This is a genomic window from Streptomyces sp. NPDC047002, assembly GCF_040704505.1.
Taxonomy (GTDB): domain Bacteria; phylum Actinomycetota; class Actinomycetes; order Streptomycetales; family Streptomycetaceae; genus Streptomyces.
The window spans coordinates 38,131-54,716 of record NZ_JBEYWC010000011.1 but is presented as its reverse complement, the minus strand read 5'-3'; the positions used below and the strand labels follow the sequence as shown (position 1 = coordinate 54,716).

At 74.6% G+C, this 16,586-nt stretch carries 18 protein-coding genes; 9 read left to right on the top strand and 9 right to left on the bottom strand.

Translation table 11 applies throughout. The features are described from left to right. The first annotated feature begins 55 nt into the window (after nt 1–55). Nucleotides 56–1,018: an alpha/beta hydrolase gene (locus AB0910_RS13350; RefSeq protein WP_366744694.1), complete on the top strand. Its 963-nt coding sequence runs from the start codon at nt 56–58 to the stop codon at nt 1,016–1,018. A gap of 51 nt (nt 1,019–1,069) precedes the next feature. Here the strand turns inward: AB0910_RS13350 and AB0910_RS13345 are convergent, their stop codons facing one another. Continuing rightward, complete coding sequence (locus tag AB0910_RS13345; RefSeq protein ID WP_366744693.1) at nt 1,070–1,657, bottom strand: TetR/AcrR family transcriptional regulator; 588 nt, start codon at nt 1,655–1,657, stop codon at nt 1,070–1,072. Between the two features lie 114 nt (nt 1,658–1,771). Between AB0910_RS13345 and AB0910_RS13340 the strand changes: the two genes are divergently transcribed. The 6 genes from AB0910_RS13340 (at nt 1,772) to AB0910_RS13315 (ending at nt 7,813) form a co-directional block, all read left to right on the top strand. Continuing rightward, nucleotides 1,772–2,326: a hypothetical protein gene (locus tag AB0910_RS13340; RefSeq protein ID WP_366744692.1), complete on the top strand. Its 555-nt coding sequence runs from the start codon at nt 1,772–1,774 to the stop codon at nt 2,324–2,326. A 254-nt stretch (nt 2,327–2,580) separates the two neighbouring features. Then, nucleotides 2,581–3,978, top strand: a complete 1,398-nt coding sequence (locus tag AB0910_RS13335; RefSeq protein ID WP_366744691.1) for a DUF4157 domain-containing protein — start codon at nt 2,581–2,583, stop codon at nt 3,976–3,978. Nucleotides 3,979–4,170: 192 nt separating this feature from the next. Further along, on the top strand, nt 4,171–4,734 hold the full coding sequence (locus AB0910_RS13330; protein WP_366744690.1) for a sigma-70 family RNA polymerase sigma factor: 564 nt from the start codon (nt 4,171–4,173) through the stop codon (nt 4,732–4,734). Beyond that, the gene (locus tag AB0910_RS13325; RefSeq protein ID WP_366744689.1) at nt 4,719–5,354 is read left to right on the top strand and encodes a hypothetical protein; all 636 of its coding nucleotides are present in this window, start codon (nt 4,719–4,721) and stop codon (nt 5,352–5,354) included. Before AB0910_RS13330 ends, AB0910_RS13325 begins: the two co-directional genes overlap by 16 nt. A 117-nt stretch (nt 5,355–5,471) precedes the next feature. Further along, nucleotides 5,472–7,073, top strand: coding sequence for a hypothetical protein (locus tag AB0910_RS13320; RefSeq protein ID WP_366744688.1), 1,602 nt, complete (start codon nt 5,472–5,474; stop codon nt 7,071–7,073). A 17-nt stretch (nt 7,074–7,090) separates the two neighbouring features. After that, nucleotides 7,091–7,813, top strand: a complete 723-nt coding sequence (locus AB0910_RS13315) for a DUF1775 domain-containing protein (protein ID WP_366744687.1) — start codon at nt 7,091–7,093, stop codon at nt 7,811–7,813. A gap of 169 nt (nt 7,814–7,982) precedes the next feature. On the opposite strand, the gene AB0910_RS13310 is transcribed toward AB0910_RS13315, so the two are convergent. Together AB0910_RS13310 and AB0910_RS13305 are read right to left on the bottom strand one after the other, a co-directional pair. Then, on the bottom strand, nt 7,983–8,897 hold the full coding sequence (locus tag AB0910_RS13310) for a helix-turn-helix transcriptional regulator (protein ID WP_366744686.1): 915 nt from the start codon (nt 8,895–8,897) through the stop codon (nt 7,983–7,985). Nucleotides 8,898–9,088: 191 nt separating this feature from the next. Beyond that, a complete protein-coding gene (locus AB0910_RS13305; protein ID WP_345654043.1) occupies nt 9,089–9,325 on the bottom strand; it encodes a DUF397 domain-containing protein in 237 nt (78 codons plus the stop codon). Between the two features lie 189 nt (nt 9,326–9,514). Between AB0910_RS13305 and AB0910_RS13300 the strand changes: the two genes are divergently transcribed. Beyond that, nucleotides 9,515–10,177 (top strand): ATP-binding protein, encoded by a 663-nt coding sequence (locus AB0910_RS13300; RefSeq protein WP_366744685.1) that lies wholly within the window; start codon nt 9,515–9,517, stop codon nt 10,175–10,177. A gap of 108 nt (nt 10,178–10,285) precedes the next feature. Continuing rightward, nucleotides 10,286–11,146, top strand: a complete 861-nt coding sequence (locus AB0910_RS13295; RefSeq protein ID WP_366744684.1) for an SAM-dependent methyltransferase — start codon at nt 10,286–10,288, stop codon at nt 11,144–11,146. A gap of 25 nt (nt 11,147–11,171) precedes the next feature. Here AB0910_RS13295 and AB0910_RS13290 read toward each other — a convergent pair whose 3' ends face one another. The 6 genes from AB0910_RS13290 to AB0910_RS13265 form a co-directional block, all read right to left on the bottom strand. Next, complete coding sequence (locus AB0910_RS13290; protein ID WP_366744683.1) at nt 11,172–12,287, bottom strand: serine hydrolase domain-containing protein; 1,116 nt, start codon at nt 12,285–12,287, stop codon at nt 11,172–11,174. After that, nucleotides 12,284–13,300 (bottom strand): hypothetical protein, encoded by a 1,017-nt coding sequence (locus AB0910_RS13285; RefSeq protein WP_366744682.1) that lies wholly within the window; start codon nt 13,298–13,300, stop codon nt 12,284–12,286. The genes AB0910_RS13290 and AB0910_RS13285 overlap by 4 nt, the downstream gene beginning before the upstream one ends. Further along, nucleotides 13,297–14,271, bottom strand: a complete 975-nt coding sequence (locus AB0910_RS13280; RefSeq protein WP_366744681.1) for a hypothetical protein — start codon at nt 14,269–14,271, stop codon at nt 13,297–13,299. Before AB0910_RS13280 ends, AB0910_RS13285 begins: the two co-directional genes overlap by 4 nt. Next, nucleotides 14,268–15,032, bottom strand: coding sequence for a hypothetical protein (locus AB0910_RS13275; RefSeq protein WP_366744680.1), 765 nt, complete (start codon nt 15,030–15,032; stop codon nt 14,268–14,270). Before AB0910_RS13275 ends, AB0910_RS13280 begins: the two co-directional genes overlap by 4 nt. Before the next feature lie 9 nt (nt 15,033–15,041). Beyond that, the gene (locus AB0910_RS13270) at nt 15,042–15,227 is read right to left on the bottom strand and encodes a hypothetical protein (RefSeq protein WP_366744679.1); all 186 of its coding nucleotides are present in this window, start codon (nt 15,225–15,227) and stop codon (nt 15,042–15,044) included. A gap of 177 nt (nt 15,228–15,404) precedes the next feature. Beyond that, nucleotides 15,405–16,487 carry a S1 family peptidase gene (locus AB0910_RS13265; RefSeq protein WP_366744678.1) on the bottom strand — a complete coding sequence of 361 codons (1,083 nt, stop codon included), beginning with the start codon at nt 16,485–16,487 and terminating at the stop codon, nt 15,405–15,407. Nucleotides 16,488–16,586 lie beyond the last annotated feature (99 nt).

The window sequence follows — 16,586 nt, the reverse complement described above, 5'->3', positions numbered from 1 at the left end:
CCGGGGGAGGAACCCGCCGCTTGTCGGCCCGCCCGCCCTGTTCGACGCTGCTGTCATGGACAGCAAGGACGTCACTTTCGACAGCGCAGGCATCCCTCTGGCCGGGCGCCTCTACCTCCCGGACGCGGGCGCGGACACCGCCGCCGGGCGCCCCGCGATCGTCGTCGGCCACCCCGCGAGCGGCGTCAAGGAGCAGGCCGCCGGCCTGTACGCCTCACGCCTCGCCGAGCAGGGCTTCGTCGCTCTCGCCTTCGACGCGGCCTACCAGGGCGAGAGCGGTGGACAGCCGCGGGGTCTGGAGGATCCGGCGCACCGTGTCGAGGACCTCAAGGCGGCGGTGTCGTTCCTGAGCAACCGGCCCGAGGCCGACCCCGAGCGGATCGGCGCGCTCGGTATCTGCGCCTCCGGCGGCTATGTCGTCCCTGCGGCGGCGATGGACCACCGGGTCCGTGCCGTCGCGACCGTCAGCGGCGCGGACATCGGCCGCCAGTTCCGGGAGGGCGCCGACGGCACCCAGGACCCCGCCGTGCTCCAGTCGATGCTGGACGCCGCGGCGGCGGCCCGTACGGCGGAGGCGCGCGGCAAGGGCGTCGGCAGGTTCCCCGTCTTCCCCGGCACCGCCGAGGAGGCCCGGGCTCTGGGCGGGCAGCACGGCTTCGAGGGCTTCGAGTACTACTGCACGGGCCGGGCTCGGCACCCGCGTTCTGCCAAGGAGCTCACCTGGTCGAGCATCGACCGGATCGCCGTGTTCGAGCCGTTCCGCTTCATCGCCATGATCGCCCCGCGCCCGCTGCTGATGATCGTCGGTACCGAGGCCGTGACCAGGCACATGACCACCGAGGCGTTCGAGGACGCGCGGGAGCCCAAGGAACTGATGTGGGTCGACGGGGCCGGCCACGTCGACCTCTACGACAGGCCCGAGTACGTCGGCCCGGCCGTCGACAGGCTCGCCGCCTTCTTCGGCGAGCGGCTCGCCGAAGGGCCGAAGGCCCCCGCCGCCGGGCACGCTCGGGGCTGAGCGCGCCACCGGGGCGGCCCGGCGCGGAGGCCGCCGGGCCCCGGGGGCGGGTCAGGCACCGGTGCGGTCCCTGAGGATGCCTTCCGTGCCGCGCAGGAAGGTCTCCGAGACCAGCTCGGGGTCGAAGAGGCAGCCCTCCGCCATCGCGCCGTCGCGCAGCATGACGAGGTGCCTGCCGTCCGCCTCCGCGGGGGAGTCGCCGATCTGCGCCAGCAGGTCGGTGACCGTGTCGAGGAACCACTGCCGGTGGGCGAGGACCGCCCGGTGGACGGGGTGGGCCGGGTCGGGGTACTCGGCGACCGCGTTGAGGAAGGCGCAGCCGCGGAAGCCGGGCGAGCGGATGCCCTCGGCGATGGAGCGGCCGACCGCCCGCACTTGCTCGACCGGTGAGCCGGCGCCCGCGACCGCGGCCGCGACCTGCTCCCTGATGCCCCGGTCTGCGGCGCCGAGGTAGGCGAGGACGAGGTCCTCCTTGCCGGAGAAGTGGCGGTAGAGCGTGGCCCTGGTCACCCGGGCCTCGTGGACGATCCGGTCGATGCCCACGGAGTGGATCCCCTCCGCGTAGAAGATCCTGGTCGCCGTGGTGAGCAGCCGCGATCGCGCCTGCGAGGTGCTGCCGACTCCTGTGCCCTGGCTCATGCGTCCAGCCTAACAACAAGGGAGAACGTTCGGTCTTGACGGGTGGGAGCGCGCCTCTCTAGGCTGCGGTCCATCGGGCTATACCGAACGTTCTCCCTCATTGAGAGGCTCGCCATGGACACCCTCGTCGCTCCCGCCACCGACGCCGCCCCCGCAGGGGCCCTGCGCAGGCTCTACTTCGTCCGCTTCGCGTTCGCCGCGGTGTGGGCGGCCCTGCTGTTCACGACCGCCGGCACGCTGGGCACGCTCGGCGCCGTGCTGCTGGTGGTCTATCCGCTGTTCGACGTGGCCTGCGCCGTCGTCGACCTCAGGTCGGCCCGCGCGCGGAGCGGACCGGTCCGCGGCCTGTACGCGAACATCGTGCTCAGCTCCCTGGCCGCCGTCGGCCTGGCGTTCGCCGCCGCTTCCGGCGTGCCGGCCGTCCTGCGCGTCTGGGGCGTCTGGGCCGTCGTGGCGGGCGCCGTGCAGCTCGTCGTCGGCGCCGCACGGCGCCGACTGGGCGGCCAGTGGGCGATGATCGTCAGCGGCGGCATCTCCGTACTCGCCGGTGCGTCCTTCTTCGCGCAGGCCGGCACCGCGGGCAGCTCCCTGGGCAACCTGGCCGGATACGCCCTGCTCGGCGGGGTGTTCTTCCTGGTCTCCGCCCTCCGGCTGAAGCGCACGACCTGACGCGCACGAGCTGAAGCGCACGGGCTGAAGCGCACGGGCTGAAGCGCACGACCTGACGCCCGCGGGCCGAAGCCCGCAAGCCGAAGCCCGCGGACCGGCTCCCCGTGCACGCGGCCGCCGCACCGGCGGTCCGGGCCGCCGCGTGCCCGCGCGCTGCCCCCGACTCTGCCCTCGGGGGCCTGGCCCGGCCTCCCCTGCCTCGGGTATCCAGGCAGGGACCGTACGGCGGGACGCAGGGGCAGAGGGGGAGTCGCATGCACGCCGAGGACCGGGCAGGGGCGGCCGTGGCACGCGGGGGCGGGGAGCTGCGCCGCCGGCGCGGGGCGAAGGGCCGGGCCCTGCGCCCCGGGCTCCTCGCGCTGCAGGGCGCCGTCGGCAACGCGGCGGTCGTCCAGATGCTCGACCGGGCCGGACGCCTGCCGGCCGGGGAGCGGGACCAGGGCCGTACGGACGGCGACCGCGCGGGGGCCGAGAGCCCCGGGCAGGCCGCACCGCGCCGGGCCGTCCAGGACGTCCTGCGTACCCCGGGCCGCCCCCTCGACGACCCCGCACGGGCCGAGATGGAGGCCAGGCTCGGTGCCGACTTCTCCGGCGTCCGCGTCCACACCGGCAGCGCCGCAGAGGCCTCGGCGGCCGCGATCGGGGCGCGGGCCTACACGTCGAGCGAACACGTCGTCCTGGGCAGCGGGGGACGCGACAGGCACACGCTCGCCCACGAGCTCGCCCATGTCGTCCAGCAGCGGCGCGGCCCGGTCGCCGGCACCGACGACGGGACGGGCCTGCGCCTCTCCGACAGCTCCGACCCGTTCGAGCGGGAGGCGGAGGCCACCGCCGCGCGGGTGATGTCGGTGCCGCCGCCCTCCGGCGTCCACGCGCCGCCCGCCGGGACCCACCCGGAGGCCGCCGTGCCGTCCGCGACCGCGGCTGCGCCGGTGCAGCGGGCGCTCTACCTGGACGAGGACGCGACCCAGCGGCCGCTGACGCGTGAGGAGGTGCTGGCCGCCCCCTGGTACCAGGAGCTGCACCCCGGCCACCAGCAGCGTGTGGAGCCGTACATCGACCACGACGTCGACGTGGCGGTCGGTACGGTGATCGAGGCCACGCGCAACACCGTGGTGGGCGCGGTGGAAGGCCAGCGGCGCCAGGACACGGACTTCCTCGAGGAGGCATGGCACAGGAAGCGGAACCTGAACGCCTACGACCTGGAGATGCAGGCGGGCCGTCTCACGGAGGCGCTGACCGAGCTGGGGATCCCGCCGCAGACCCTGCGGCTCACCAAGGGGTCGATCAAGGGCTTCGGCCACCACGTTCCGCACACCGACGTCCTCGTGCCGCACCCGGGCAACATCTGGGCCATGTCCGAGGCGCCGGAGAGCCTGGCGCGCTGCCTCGAATCGATCATGGGTGCCGACAGCACGGCCTGGGTCTTCACGGACAACGAGCAGGACGGGCACAGCCAGGCGGAGGCCATCAGCGCGGCGGTCGACACCATCAACGGGGAGAATTCCGGTGTCGCCGGCTATGTTCCGCTCGCCGTCCAGGTGGAGCATGTCCGGGGGAAGACGGTGGGTGACACCTATGAGCTCGCCGGTGTTCCGCTGGTGATCGGCCACCAGTCGCCCTACCGCCTCGTCACCGTGACCCGCGCCTGAACCGGGCCGGCCGTTCCCGCCCCCGCGGGGGCGCGGTCCGGGGCACCGCCCTTTGGCCGGGGGAGTGACCCAGGCCACACCGGGCGCCGTCAACACCTCCGGGCGGGGCGCCGTATCCCCACGCGACACAATGCAAGGGGATCGGAGGACGCCGGTGGAGCTGCGGGACACCGCGAGGGGTGGGCGGTCGTAGTGGGCGTCAGGACCTGGCGCGCGCGGCGCAAGGAGGCCCTTGAGCCGTCCCTCGGCAGCGAGAAGGGCGTGCGGGAGGCCTACCGCGAGTACGGCGGCGAACTGCTCGGCTACGCCCGCAACGCCCTCGGCGACGCGCAGTTGGCCGAGGAGATCGTGCAGGAGGTGTTCCTGCGGGCCTGGCGCTCGTCCGGTTCGTTCGACGCGCGCCGCGGCAGCCTGCGGACCTGGCTCTACGCCATCGCGCGCAACGCGATCGTGGACGCGCGGCGGCACCGCGCGGCCAGGCCGGCGGCGGGCGCCGACGAGTCCGAGCAGGCGCGCGAGAGCGGCGGCCGCGACCCGTACGACCAGCTGCTCGCGAGGATAGAGCTCAGCGAGGCGCTCGACCGGCTCACACCCCAGCACCGCGAGGCGGTCATCGAGGTGTACCTGCTGGGCCGCACCTGCGCCGACCTGGCGGAGGAGCTCGGCATCCCGGCGTCGAGCGCCCGCAGTCGGCTGTACTACGGAATCCGCGCGCTGCGCGGCATCCTGGAGGAGAACGGATGGCTGGCACCATGAACGGCTACTGCCTGGCCGTCCGCGAGGAGATCACCGAACTCCTGCTGCTCGACAGGCCGTTGCCCGCCCCGCTCGCCCGCCATGTGGCGTCCTGCGAGGGCTGCGCCGTGGAGGCGGAGGGCGTGCGCAGGGTGATGCGCACCTTCGAGCGCGCCGACTCCCCGCTCGCCACCTGGACCCCGCCCGCGCCCGCCCCCGCGCCGGTGCCCCGGCTGCGGCGCGTACGGCGCAGGGCCGCGGTCGCGGCCGGCTCCGTGGTGCTTGCCGCGTGCGCCGCGCTGGCGACCGTCGTCGCCACCTCGGACGACGGTACGCATACGTCCGTCGCCGCGGTGCGCCTCGCCCAGGACGGTGCGATGGTTCCGCACACCTGGGGCACCGAGATCCCGGTCTCCCTGTCCGGGCTCGACGCGGGCGGCACGTACCGGCTGATGACGGGCGACGCGCACGGCGCACGCCTGCCCGCCGGCAGTGTGCACGCGGGCGGCAGGGGCGGCGCCCCGATGCACGTCCGCATGACCACCGCCATGCCGAGGGACAGCATCACCACCCTGTACGTGCAGGACGCGGCGGGACACTTCGTCGCCAGCACCCCCGTGCGTCCGCGCGACGCCGCCTAGATCCCGCTCCCGCGCAGGACGCGGGCCGCCCCTCGATTCCCCCTGAACCAGGACGGGCCCTTCGCCCGCCCTTCCCCCGACGCGCCCCGACGGCGCGCCTTTTATGGAGGTTTGTCAGTGATCTCGTTGTTGTCGAGACTCTCGATCAGGAGCGCCGCGGGCGCCACAGCGGTGCTGACCGGCATCGGCGCCACCGCGTTCGGTGTGGTGAGCGTCGCGCAGGCGGCGCCGGCGCACCCGGCGGGCGCGCACCATGCGGCGGCCAGGACCACCGCGGGCGACGGCACTTCGGTGTCCGTGCCCGTGTCGGGCCGCGACCGCGTCTACACCGCGGACCAGACGTCCAACACCGTCACGGTCCTCGACCCGTCCACGGACAGGACCCTCGGCACCATCGCGCTCGGCTCCCAGCGCCTCGGGGCGACCCTCAGCCCGCAGTACACCGACAACGTCGGCGTGCACGGCCTCGCCTTCTCCCGCGACGACAAGCGGCTCGGTGTGGTCAGTGTGACCAGCAACACCGTCGACATCGTCGACACGGCGACCAACAAGGTGATCAACGAGACCGACGTCGGCCGGGCCTCGCACGAGGGCACCTTCACCGCGGACGGCAAGCAGTTCTGGGTCGCCGACCGCGGCCGTGACACCGTCACGATCGTGGACGCCGTGCACGGCGGCGTCGTCAGCAACGTCAAGGTGGGCCCGGGCCCTTCGAAGGTGGTGCTCAGCCCCGACGGCAGGACGGCCTACATCAACCACATCAGCGCCCCGGAGATCACCGCGGTCGACGTCAGGTCGCACAAGGTCCTCTACAACATCAAGGGCCTCGGCGACTCCTTCTCCTCCGACGAGGCCATCTCGCCCGACGGCACCGAGCTGTGGGCGCCGCACAAGCGCGTGGGCCTGACCAGTGTGGTCGACCTCAAGCACCGCAGGGTCGCCGCGGTGCTGAAGACGGGGCCCGACTCCAACCACCCCAACTTCGCCAACACCAAGGCGGGTTCGTTCGCCTACCTGACGGTCGGCGGCCTCGACGAGACCCTGGTCTACCGCAGGAACCCGGGCGGTACACCGCAGCTGGTCACCCGTATCCACGACACCGGGCACGCCCCGCACGGCATCTGGCCCAACGGCGACGGCACCCGCATGTACGTGGGCATGGAGAAGTCCGACACCGTCGACGTGGTCGACACCGCGACCAACAGGGTGATCGACACCGTGGGTGTCGGCCAGGAGCCGCAGGCCCTGGTCTACGTGCCGAACGCGGCACCGGCCGGCTCCGCCGCCAACCTCGGCCGCCAGGGCCTCGGTTCGACCCCGCGCAACGTGCCGACCACACTGCCCGACGGCACCGCGGGCGAGACGATGCGCTCGGGCGACCGGGGCCGCAGCCTTGAGGCCACCATCCGGCCCGTCAGCGGGCTCGACATGATCCAGCTCCAGGCCCGCGACCTTCAGCCGACCACCACCTACCAGGCGTACGCGGTCCGCAAGGGCGGCGAGAAGGTACCGCTGCTGTCCTTCACCACCGACTCGTCGGGCAACGCGGCCCAGGTGCTCGCCTTCGCCGACTTCGACGGTACGAGCGTCTCGCTGGCGTCGAAGGGCAAGGCCACCGCGCAGACCCTCGCGCAGATGGCCGCCGCGACCGCGGCGATGCACCCGGGCTCCGACGACGCCGTCGAGGCCGCCGACCTGCTGTACTGCGACTGCTGCTGAGAGGGAGACACACCACCATGACAGCGCAACCTCGCGGCCGCTCCCGGCGCCGCGCCCACCGCACGGCGGCCGTGCTGGCAGCGGCCGTGGGGTCGCTCCTGCTGGTGGCGGGGCCCGCGTCGGCGCACGTCCGGGTCTTCTCCGACGGCGCACAGGAGGGGCACCCGGCGACGCTCCGCTTCCGGGTCCCCTCGGAGAAGGCGGACGTCACGACCGTACGGGTCGACGTCACCCTGCCCAGGGGCGTCACGCCCACCGCGGTGCCCGCGGCCGCGGGGTGGACGGTGCGGCGAGGCGCCGCCGGGGCCGACGGCACGACCCATGTGGTGTGGACCGCGACGGCCGGCCACGAGCTGCGGCCCGACGACCACCGCTACTTCGACGTACGGGTCGGGCCGCTGCCCGAGAAGGCGAGCGTCACCTTCGACGCCGCCCAGACGTACTCGGACGGTTCCGTCGTCGACTGGGACGAGGTGCAGAAGGGGACTGCCGTGCCGGACTTCCCCGCGCCCGTGCTGGTCCTCGACGCGGCGGCCGCCACGGCTTCGCCCGCCACGGGGGCCGCGGCGCCCTCGTCCCCCGCGGCGCCCTCCACCCCCGCGCCGGGCGTGGCGGCGGCCCCGGGCGGCGGCACGGGCACCGGGTCCTGGCTGCCCTGGTCGGTCGCGGGGGCCGCGGTCCTCGCCGCGGGCGCCGCGGTCGCGGTGCTCCGCAGGCCCCGCGCGGCGGCGCGGTCCTGAGGGCAGCGCCGCCGCGCACACGAGGGCCCGTCGCGGCGCCCCGGTGGACGACCACCGCGGGCGCCGCGACGGGCCCTCGTGCCATGCCCGGGGCGCGCGCCCCGGATCGGGTGGGGCCCGGCGCGCACGCGGTACGTGAGCCGGGCCCGCACGGTCCCCGGACCGGCCGTCAGCCCAGTTCGGCGAGGAGCGATCTGAGGTAAGGGACCGTGTCCTGCGGCGGGTTGGCCTCCGCGCTGAGCCGGTCCATGATCAGCGAGTACTGGTCGATCTCCTCGCGCTTGTCGAGGTAGATCGCGCCCGTGAGCTGCTCCAGGTAGACCTTGTCCGGCAGGTCGGGCTCGGCGAACCGCAGGATCGTGACGGGCGTGCCGGCCGCCGCGACCGCGCCCACGCTGAACGGCGCGATCTGGAGCGTGACGTTGGGCCGGTCGGCCATCTCGATCAGATGCGTGAGCTGGGCGCGCACCACCTCGGTGCCGCCGAACGGGCGCCGCAGGACCGCCTCGTCGAGCACGGCCCACAGGGTGGGCGCCTCCGGCAGGTCGAGCAGCTTCTGCCGTTCGAGCCTGAGGCCGACCAGCCGCTCGATCTTCGACTCCGGGGCGTCGGGGTAGCCGAGCCTGGTCACCACGCGGGCGTAATCCAGCGTCTGGAGCAGGCCGGGCAGGAACTGGACCTCGTACGTGCGGATCAGCGAGGCCGCCTCTTCGAGCCCGATGTGCAGCTCGAACCAGTCCTCCAGGACATCGTTGTACTGGTGCCACCAGCCCGGCAGGCTCGCCTGGCGTGCCATCTCCGCGTATTCGGCACGCTCGTCCTCGTCGAGGACCTTGTACAGCGTCAACAGGTCGGTGACGTCACGCTGTTTGAAGCCGACCTGCCCGCGCTCCAGCCGGGTGATCTTGGCGTCGGAGGCGCGGATCGCCCGGCCCGCGTCCACCCGCGAGATGCCGCGCTCCTGGCGCAGCCGCCGCAACCGGGCACCGAGCACGATGCGCAGGGCGGTCGGGCCGATGCGGGGCTGGTCGAGGTAGCGCCTCAGCGAAGGCTGCGCACCGTCCGGCTGCGGCATGGCGCTCATGACAACTCCCGTACGGCGCTCGTGGACATGGATGCCCCAGTCTCCCACTTGGGCCCCGTCCGCGTACAGCGGGGACACCACTGTGGCGGCCTGTCGCAGGTGGCGGCAGGCCGCCCCGGTGTGCGGCCCCGCGGGCTCGGGCGCCCCGGTGCGGGCGCCGTCGCCGACGGTGCGTCAGGTGCTGCGGTGCGTCAGACCGTCATGCCGTCGAACTCGCCGTCCTTGGCGCCCGCGACGAAAGCGGCCAGCTCGGCGCGGGTGTAGACCAGCGCGGGGCCCTGCGGGTGGCGGGAGTTGCGGACAGCGATGCTGCCGTCGGGGAGGGCGGCGAGCTCCACGCAGTTGCCGCCGGGCGCGCTGTGCCGGCTCTTGGTCCAGCGCGCGCCCTCAATCAGGTCGGACCGGGTCCCGTTCTCGATCTGTCGCATTCCGCCCACTCCTGTCGTTGTGCGTAGGTCTGACCAGGCGTCATCGGCTGCAATTGCAGATGCAGTTGCGACGTCAATTGCGCCGCCAAGAACTGTAATTGCAGATGCAGTTGCGGCGCCATCCCTGCCGGGGGGATAGTGGTGGACGATCACCTGCAAGTGACATATGACTGCTCCACGGAGATCGCGATGACATCCCGTACGCCAGGACGGTCGTGCGCCTTACCGGGAGGCACGGTCGGCCGACTGCTCGACCGGGCGTCGCGGGACGCCTTCCCGCTCGACGGGCGGACGGGCGCCCCGCCCGCCCGGTGCACCGTGCGGGCGCTGCCCGCCGACGGACGGGCGGTCGGCGAGGCGCGCAGATTCACCGGCGGCACCCTCAGCGACTGGTCCCTCGGGCACCTGGCGGAGAACGCCGCGTTGATCGTCTCGGAACTGCTCAGCAACGCCCTGCGCTACGGCCTCGGCACGACGCCCGGGACCCGGCAGGGCCCGCCACCCGCCGTCTGGCTCGGCATGCTGCTGCGGCGCGGGACCGTGCTGTTCGCCGTCTGCGACCACAGCGCTGCGGTGCCCCGGGTCAGAGAGCCCGACTACTTCGCGCAGTCGGGCCGCGGCCTGCACATCATCGAGTGCCTGAGCGAGACCTGGGGCTGGACGACGCCCGACACGGACGGCAAGGCCGTCTGGGCCGCCGTCTCCTGCCCCGAGGCGGGCCGCCGGCCGCCGCCCCCGGCCCCGCGGCCCGAGCCCAGGGCGTGGGCCTCGGCCCCGCTGCCGGTGCGCGCGCCGTACGAACAGGCGGCCGCCGCCGGCTTCGCGGTCCACGCGTTCGGCAACGAGCGGTAGGGGCAGGGGCGGTGGCCGCGGCCACCGCCCCTGCGGCCCGTGCGGCGGACGGTCGAAGGACGGTCTAGGGTGCGGGCCACAGAGGGCCTTGGAGAGGACGGGACTGCGATGCCGGACACGTCGGACTGGATGACGCGGGGCGCGGGCCGCGCGCCGGTCGACCTGCGGACCGACAGGCCGCACGCGGCGCGGATCTATGACGCGCTGCTCGGCGGCAAGACCAACTACGGGCCCGACAGGGCCGCGGCCGAGCAGGTGGCGTCGAACATCCCCACCGCGCAGGCCGCGGTGCGGGTGAACCGCTCGTTCATGCACCGCGCGACGCGCTACCTGGCCGAGGAGGCCGGTGTCCGGCAGTTCCTCGACATCGGCACGGGCATCCCCACCTCCCCCAACCTGCACGAGGTGGCCCAGGCCGTGGCCTCAGAAAGCCGCGTGGTCTACGTGGACAACGACCCGATCGTGCTGGCGCATTCGCGGGCGCTGCACACCAGCGAGCCCGCGGGCAGGACCGCGTACATCGACGCGGACGTGAGCGACCCCGCGGGCATCCTCGCCTCCGCGCAGCTGCGCGGGACCCTGGACCTCGCCCGGCCGGTCGCGGTCAGCATGTGCCTGCTGCTGCACTGGCTCCCGGCCTCCGAGGACCCGTACGCCGTCGTACGGCACCTGCTCGACGCGCTGGTGCCCGGCAGCCACCTGGTGATCACCCATCTCGCGAGCGACATCGACCCGACCGGCGTGAGCGGCCTCGAATCGGCGCTCGCGTCCTCGGGCGCCGGGGTGCGGGCGCGCACCAGGGACGAGGTCGCCGGATTCTTCGCCGGGATGGAGCTGGCGGAGCCAGGACTCGTGGTGCCGCAGCGCTGGCGGCCCGAGCGGGTCGCGCTCGACGTCGGCGACCCGGAGGCGGGCGTCGCGGACGACGCGGTGCCGATCTGGGCGGGCGTCGCGGCCAAGACGGCCTGACCCGTCGCCACCCTGCGGCCGCGCGTCAGCCGTCCACGCCCTCGGGCGTGCCGGGGCGGGCGCCGGGGGGAGTGCACAGCAGTGCGTACGCCGTCGCGACGAAGGCGTCCCTGAGCCGGAAGCGGCGGGTGGAGACCGCGGCGAGCGCGGTGTCCGTGCCCGGCGCGAAGCCGAGGAACGCCTGCTGGCCGCTGGTGGCCCCGGCGTGGAAGTAGACGGGCCCGTGGGCGGTCTCGTGCCGGAACCAGGTCAGGGTGTGCACGTGCCGGTGGCCGTGCCCGCGCCGCAGCACCGGCTGCCTGACCGCCCAGAGGTCCGCTTCGAGCGGCGAGCCGGCCGGCGGCCGCAGATGCGCCTCCACGAAGGCGAGCAGGTCGTACGGGGTGGCCCGGACGGCGCCCGCCGCCTGGAAGCCGCCGATCAGCAGTGGCGGCGTCGGGGTGGAGCCGTCGGCCCGGTGGCCCGTGGCGTCGGGGGAGCGCGCGCCCGGCGGCGCCGGTGCGAGCGCCGTGCCGGTCAGGCCGAGGGGCGCGAGCACCAGGCCGCTGAGCAGGTCCGCCCAGGGGGTCGCGGTGGCCGCGGCGAGCGCGTGCCCGAGCGCGGCCACGCCGAAGTTGGAGTAGCGCCACCGGGTGCCGGGGCGGTGGCGCGGCCGGGCCCGCAGGAACGCAGCGGCGACCCGCTCGTCGGTGTAGTGCGCGTACGGGTTGCTCCGCCACTGCCGCAGCGCGCCCGGATACAGGTCGGCGGGGAGCGGGGGCAGCCCGGACGTGTGGGTGATCAGATGCGTGAGGGTGACGGGGTGCCGGCTCCGCCCGGCCCCGCGCGCCAGGAACGCGGCGGCCGGGTCGCCAGGGCCGACCGCGCCCTCGCGCAGCAGCCGCGCGAGCAGCAGGCCCGTGTACGGCTTCGTCGCCGACCCGGTCTCGTAGCGCAGCAGCGCGCGCGGGACACGCGGCGGCGGCGCGGTGCCGCCGGAGCGCACGGTCCTGCGCCCGTCCCGCGTGAAGGCGACGACGGCGTCCGGGGCGTCCATGGCGCGCACGGCCTCGTCCAGCGCGGCCGCCGTCTCCCGGTCGTCGCCCGGTGCGGGCGCGCCGGGCGCGGGCCACGGCGCAGAGGCCTCGCCGGGCGCGCTCACCCCGGCGACCCGGCGGGGGCGGGCTCGGCGCCGCCGGAGAGCGCGGACAGCGCCCGGGAGGTCGCGACGGTCGAGGCGAAGGCCGCGACCAGCGTCGGGTGGTAGACCGCGTCGAACACCTCGTCCTCGTCGCCCTCCGGCATGGTGCGCAGCGCGGGCATCGCCCCGTCCTCCTGCTGGGCGGCGGCGAAGCCGCGCCAGGCCCGGGCGTCGAGGGCCGGCTCCGGCAGGCAGGCGTCGACCACGAGCAGCTCGCCGAGCAGGTCCCAGCGCTCCAGGTCGAGCCAGTCGTCGAGCCAGGCGGGCAGCCAGGCCGTCAGGTACTCCGCGAGGTCGGCGGGCAGGCCGCGGGGGCGGCGGCCCCACTCGGTCAGGTGGAAGACGGTGTGCGTCACGTCGTACGCGATGTGGCCCTCCACGGTCCACGGCTCGGGACGCGCGGCCAGCCAGGTGCGGCGCAGGTCGGCGGCGAGCTCGGGCAGCGGGCCCGCGTCCTGCGGGGGCCCGACGTCCCCCGGGTCCGCCACCGCCGCCGCGTACCTGCGCCGGAAGGCGGTGAGGCCGAGGCGCCGCACCGGCTTCGTCTCGAAGGCGGCCCAGCTCGCCTGGCGCTGGTTGAGCCGCACCGCGCGGTCCACGGCGGGGTCGGCGTACCCCAGCTCCCTGAACGGCAGGTAGACCTCGAAGGGGATCGGGGAGATCGGCTCGGTCCGCTGGCCGCGCACCAGCATGTGCCCGCTGTCGAGCGCCTCGTGCCACACGTGGTCGAGCAGCCGCCGCACCAGGTCGGACTGGCGTGAGCCCGCCACGCCCTCGCGGAAGAGCACCGCGCCGATCATCGCCAGCTCGCCGATGGGCTTGAACCGTTCGAGGAACCCGGTCTCCGGGTCTGCGTCGGGGTCGAGGCGGAAGCCGCCGCGGTGCGCGTACAGCCACTCGACGGCCTTCGCGCCGACCGTGTGCAGCAGCGCGGTCTCTGCGCGCGGCGCGGCGGCCGGTGTCTCGTCGGTCATGCCTGCACTCCCTCTTCGGCGTGGGGCGCTGCGCCGCGCGGCCCGCCGCCGCGCCGCGGCAGGGCGAGCGCCGCGGCGAAGGCGGCCATCAGGGTCGAGTGGTAGCGGCCCGCGAAGTCCCGCGGCACGGGGCGGCCCCGCCGCCCTGGGCCGACCTCGGGCAGGCTCCCGTCGGCGTCCTGGGCCGCGGCCACCGCGTGCCAGACCCCGGCGAGCAGGTCGACGCCCGGTGGCTCCGGCAGCGCGCCCGCCACCGCGAGCAGCTCGCACGCCAGGTCCCACTGGTCGTCCTCCACACAGGAGTCGAGCCACGCGGGCAGCCACAGGCCCAGGTAGGACGCCACGTCGCCGGGGACGCCCGACGGGTCGCCGCCCCAGTCGGTGAGGTGGAAGACCACGTGCGTCAGGCTGTAGCCGGACGCCGACTCGAACGTCCACGGCTCGGGCAGCCCGCCGAGCCAGGTCGCCCGCAGCGCGTCCGCCACCGGGCGGTGCTGCGGGAGGCCCACGCGGCGCTCGGAGTTGAGCAGGCCGAGGCGGCGGTTGGGCTGCTGCTCCGTCAGCCGCCAGCTGCGGGTCGCGACCGTCGTCGCCGCCAGCTTCTCGAAGCCGGGGTGGCGCAGGCCCGCGGAGGCGAACGCGGCATACACCTCAAGGGCGTACGTGCCGAAGGGTTCGAGCCGCAGCAGCTCGTGGAAGTACGCGCCCTGCCCGGTCAGCTCCCAGGCGTACGCCAGCAGGTCGGAGGCGGTGGCGTGCAGCGGGTCGTCGGGCGCGGTGGCGCGGCGCACCGAGACGCACACCTGCGCCAGCTCGCCGAGCGGCTTCCAGGTGCGGTTGACGTCGCCGTGCTCGGCGAGCGCGTCCTCGCCGAGGGTGAAATCGCGGCGGTGCGCGAGGGCCCAGCCGAGCGCGGCGGAGCCCACGGCGCGTACCGCGGGCGCCGCCTGCGGCCGCGCCGGTGCGCTCACGCCGCGGCCCCGGCGCGCAGGGCGCGCGCCGCATGGGTGTGCAGCGCGACGCGGGCGTCGGCGCCGCCCATCTCCGCCACGAAGTCGAGGCCCGCGTCGAGGCCCAGGGTGTCGGGCACCGCGTCGAGCACGGCGAGCCAGCGGCCGGTGCCTGCGGCCTGGAGCCAGTCGCGGCGGCGCACGGCGCGCACGAAGCCGCGGGCCACGTCCACCGGCCGGTGCGCGGCCACCCGCGCGACGCCGGAGTCCGAGCCCGGCACGGCGAGCGCGGCGAGCACCGCGAGCTGATGGGCGAGCGTCTGCCAGGGGGCGCCGTCGAGCCAGTCGGTCGGGGGCTCGGCCGCGGGGGCCGCGCGCGGGGGCTCCGGGGCCGCCGCACCGTCCCGCGATTGCTCCGAACGGGTGAGGGTGCTGACCGTGTCCGCGGTGCCGGCCAGCCCGAGAAGGGTGTGCGTCATCGCCCAGTGGCTCCACGCGGACACGGCGGAGGCGTCGGAACCGGGCGGGAAGACCGTGACGGCCTGCTGGAGGAGTGCGAGGTCGGACCGGTCCGCGGGGCGGCCGAGCAGCACGCTCGGCAGCAGCAGGTCGGAGCCGAGCACGCGGACGGCCGCGAGCCCGAGGCCGTCGTCGCCGCTGATGCCGGCACTGCCGCCCACACCGCCGACGTGGCCCCCGCCCCTGAGGGCGGAGACCACCTCGAACGCGAGGTCCTGCACCGCGCCCGTCAGACGGGTCGAGGTACCTGACTGCTCGGTCATGGACTTCCGTCAGCCCTTCTTCGGCCGCGGGGTCGGGGGCGACAGCAGCAGGCCGCCCTGACCGCCGGCCAGGGCCAGCGCCGCGCACTCGCGCGAGTCGCGGAAGGTGCCTTCTGCTTCCAGAGGGTTGAGGGCTGCTTCGAGATCCGTGTCCTGAAGCTGCGTGTCGCGGGTCACGGGTTCGACGGAAGCCATCCCCACCATCCCCTTTCGATTGGTTCTTCGCTTGCGTCACCCATCACAACACACACACCGCACAAGGGGCAAAAGGGGCAAATATCCCTGAAACGCCGCACTCTGCAATGTGCGGAGTTCAACAGGCAGAGTGCGCAGGCACACCGGCGCCGACGGCCGCCGGCGCCGGTGCGGGCCTCAGCCGATCTCGGCGCCGAACGCCTTCAGCGCTTCGGGCACGGGCTGGAAGTAAGTCTCCCCGCCCGAGGTGCAGTTGCCGCTGCCGCCGGAGGTGAGGCCCAGGGCGGTCGAGCCGTCGAAGAGGGGGCCTCCGCTGTCGCCCGGCTCGGCGCACACCGAGGTCTTGATGAGCCCGCTCACCGAGCCCTCCTGGTAGTTGACCGTCGCGTCGAGGCCCGTCACCTCGCCGGTGTGGGTCTTCGTGGTGCTGCCGCTGCGCTCCACGCTCTGCCCCACCAGCGCGGCGCCCGCCTCCTCGATCGGCTGCGTCTTGCCGTTGTAGAGGTTCACCTCGCTGGGGTGCGGGGTGTCCGGGGAGGTGTACTTGACCAGCGAGTAGTCGTGGGTCGGGAAGGTCGCGCTCTCCGTCTTCGCGAGCTCGCTGCCGCTCTGCTTGTCGGACCAGGTCGAGACGGCCTTCCCGCAGTGACCCGCCGTCAGGAAGTACGGGTCGCCGTCCTTGACCACGTTGAAGCCGAGCGAGCAGCGGGCGTCGCTGCCCCAGATCGCGTCGCCGCCCGACAGGTCCAACGACAGCCGGCCCGCGGTGCGTTCGAGCACGGCGCGGCCGCCCAGGTCGCCGACGACCTGGTTGAGCCTGGCGAGGCGGTCGTCGGTCACCGTCCCGTCCGCCGTCACCACGACCTTGTCGGCCCGCGGGTCGATGACCCAGGACGTGCCGGTCATGGTGGCGCGGTCGTGCAGGGTGGCGGTGGCGGAGCGCAGGTCGGCCAGCGAGTTCTGGACCAGGCGGGGCGTCGCGCCCCCGGCCCGTACGGTGTCGGCCGCCGACTCGTCCAGGACGTTGACGACGAGCTGATGGCGCGCGGCGTCGTAGTACGAGCCCTGCGAGGTGTCGTCGAAGCGCGCGGCGAGCGATCCGGCGGAGGCCGCCGAGATCCCCTCGGGACCCGGCGGGGCCGGGGCGGCCGGCTTCGCCTGGGCCGATGCGGCGGCGGACAGGACGGCGGTGGCGGTCAGGGCGAGGGCGCAGGCACCGGCCAGTCGGGTGCGCCGCGGCGAGACGTGTCTGTACGGCAACTCAGGACCCTTCGGGGCAGAGGTTCGGCACGGACACGCGGGGCGGTCTTCACACTCCGAGTCGCGTCCGCGCCCGGTTGCGACGACTTCTTCCCGCCC

What these genes read in the sequence shown, in the direction of transcription:
- AB0910_RS13350 (WP_366744694.1), top strand. Translation starts at nt 56, where the DNA reads ATGGACAGCAAGGACGTCACTTTCGACAGCGCAGGCATCCCTCTGGCC.
- AB0910_RS13345 (WP_366744693.1), bottom strand. Translation starts at nt 1,657, where the DNA reads ATGAGCCAGGGCACAGGAGTCGGCAGCACCTCGCAGGCGCGATCGCGG.
- AB0910_RS13340 (WP_366744692.1), top strand. Translation starts at nt 1,772, where the DNA reads ATGGACACCCTCGTCGCTCCCGCCACCGACGCCGCCCCCGCAGGGGCC.
- AB0910_RS13335 (WP_366744691.1), top strand. Translation starts at nt 2,581, where the DNA reads ATGCACGCCGAGGACCGGGCAGGGGCGGCCGTGGCACGCGGGGGCGGG.
- AB0910_RS13325 (WP_366744689.1), top strand. Translation starts at nt 4,719, where the DNA reads ATGGCTGGCACCATGAACGGCTACTGCCTGGCCGTCCGCGAGGAGATC.
- AB0910_RS13315 (WP_366744687.1), top strand. Translation starts at nt 7,091, where the DNA reads ATGACAGCGCAACCTCGCGGCCGCTCCCGGCGCCGCGCCCACCGCACG.
- AB0910_RS13310 (WP_366744686.1), bottom strand. Translation starts at nt 8,897, where the DNA reads ATGAGCGCCATGCCGCAGCCGGACGGTGCGCAGCCTTCGCTGAGGCGC.
- AB0910_RS13305 (WP_345654043.1), bottom strand. Translation starts at nt 9,325, where the DNA reads ATGCGACAGATCGAGAACGGGACCCGGTCCGACCTGATTGAGGGCGCG.
- AB0910_RS13300 (WP_366744685.1), top strand. Translation starts at nt 9,515, where the DNA reads ATGACATCCCGTACGCCAGGACGGTCGTGCGCCTTACCGGGAGGCACG.
- AB0910_RS13295 (WP_366744684.1), top strand. Translation starts at nt 10,286, where the DNA reads ATGCCGGACACGTCGGACTGGATGACGCGGGGCGCGGGCCGCGCGCCG.
- AB0910_RS13285 (WP_366744682.1), bottom strand. Translation starts at nt 13,300, where the DNA reads ATGACCGACGAGACACCGGCCGCCGCGCCGCGCGCAGAGACCGCGCTG.
- AB0910_RS13275 (WP_366744680.1), bottom strand. Translation starts at nt 15,032, where the DNA reads ATGACCGAGCAGTCAGGTACCTCGACCCGTCTGACGGGCGCGGTGCAG.
- AB0910_RS13270 (WP_366744679.1), bottom strand. Translation starts at nt 15,227, where the DNA reads ATGGCTTCCGTCGAACCCGTGACCCGCGACACGCAGCTTCAGGACACG.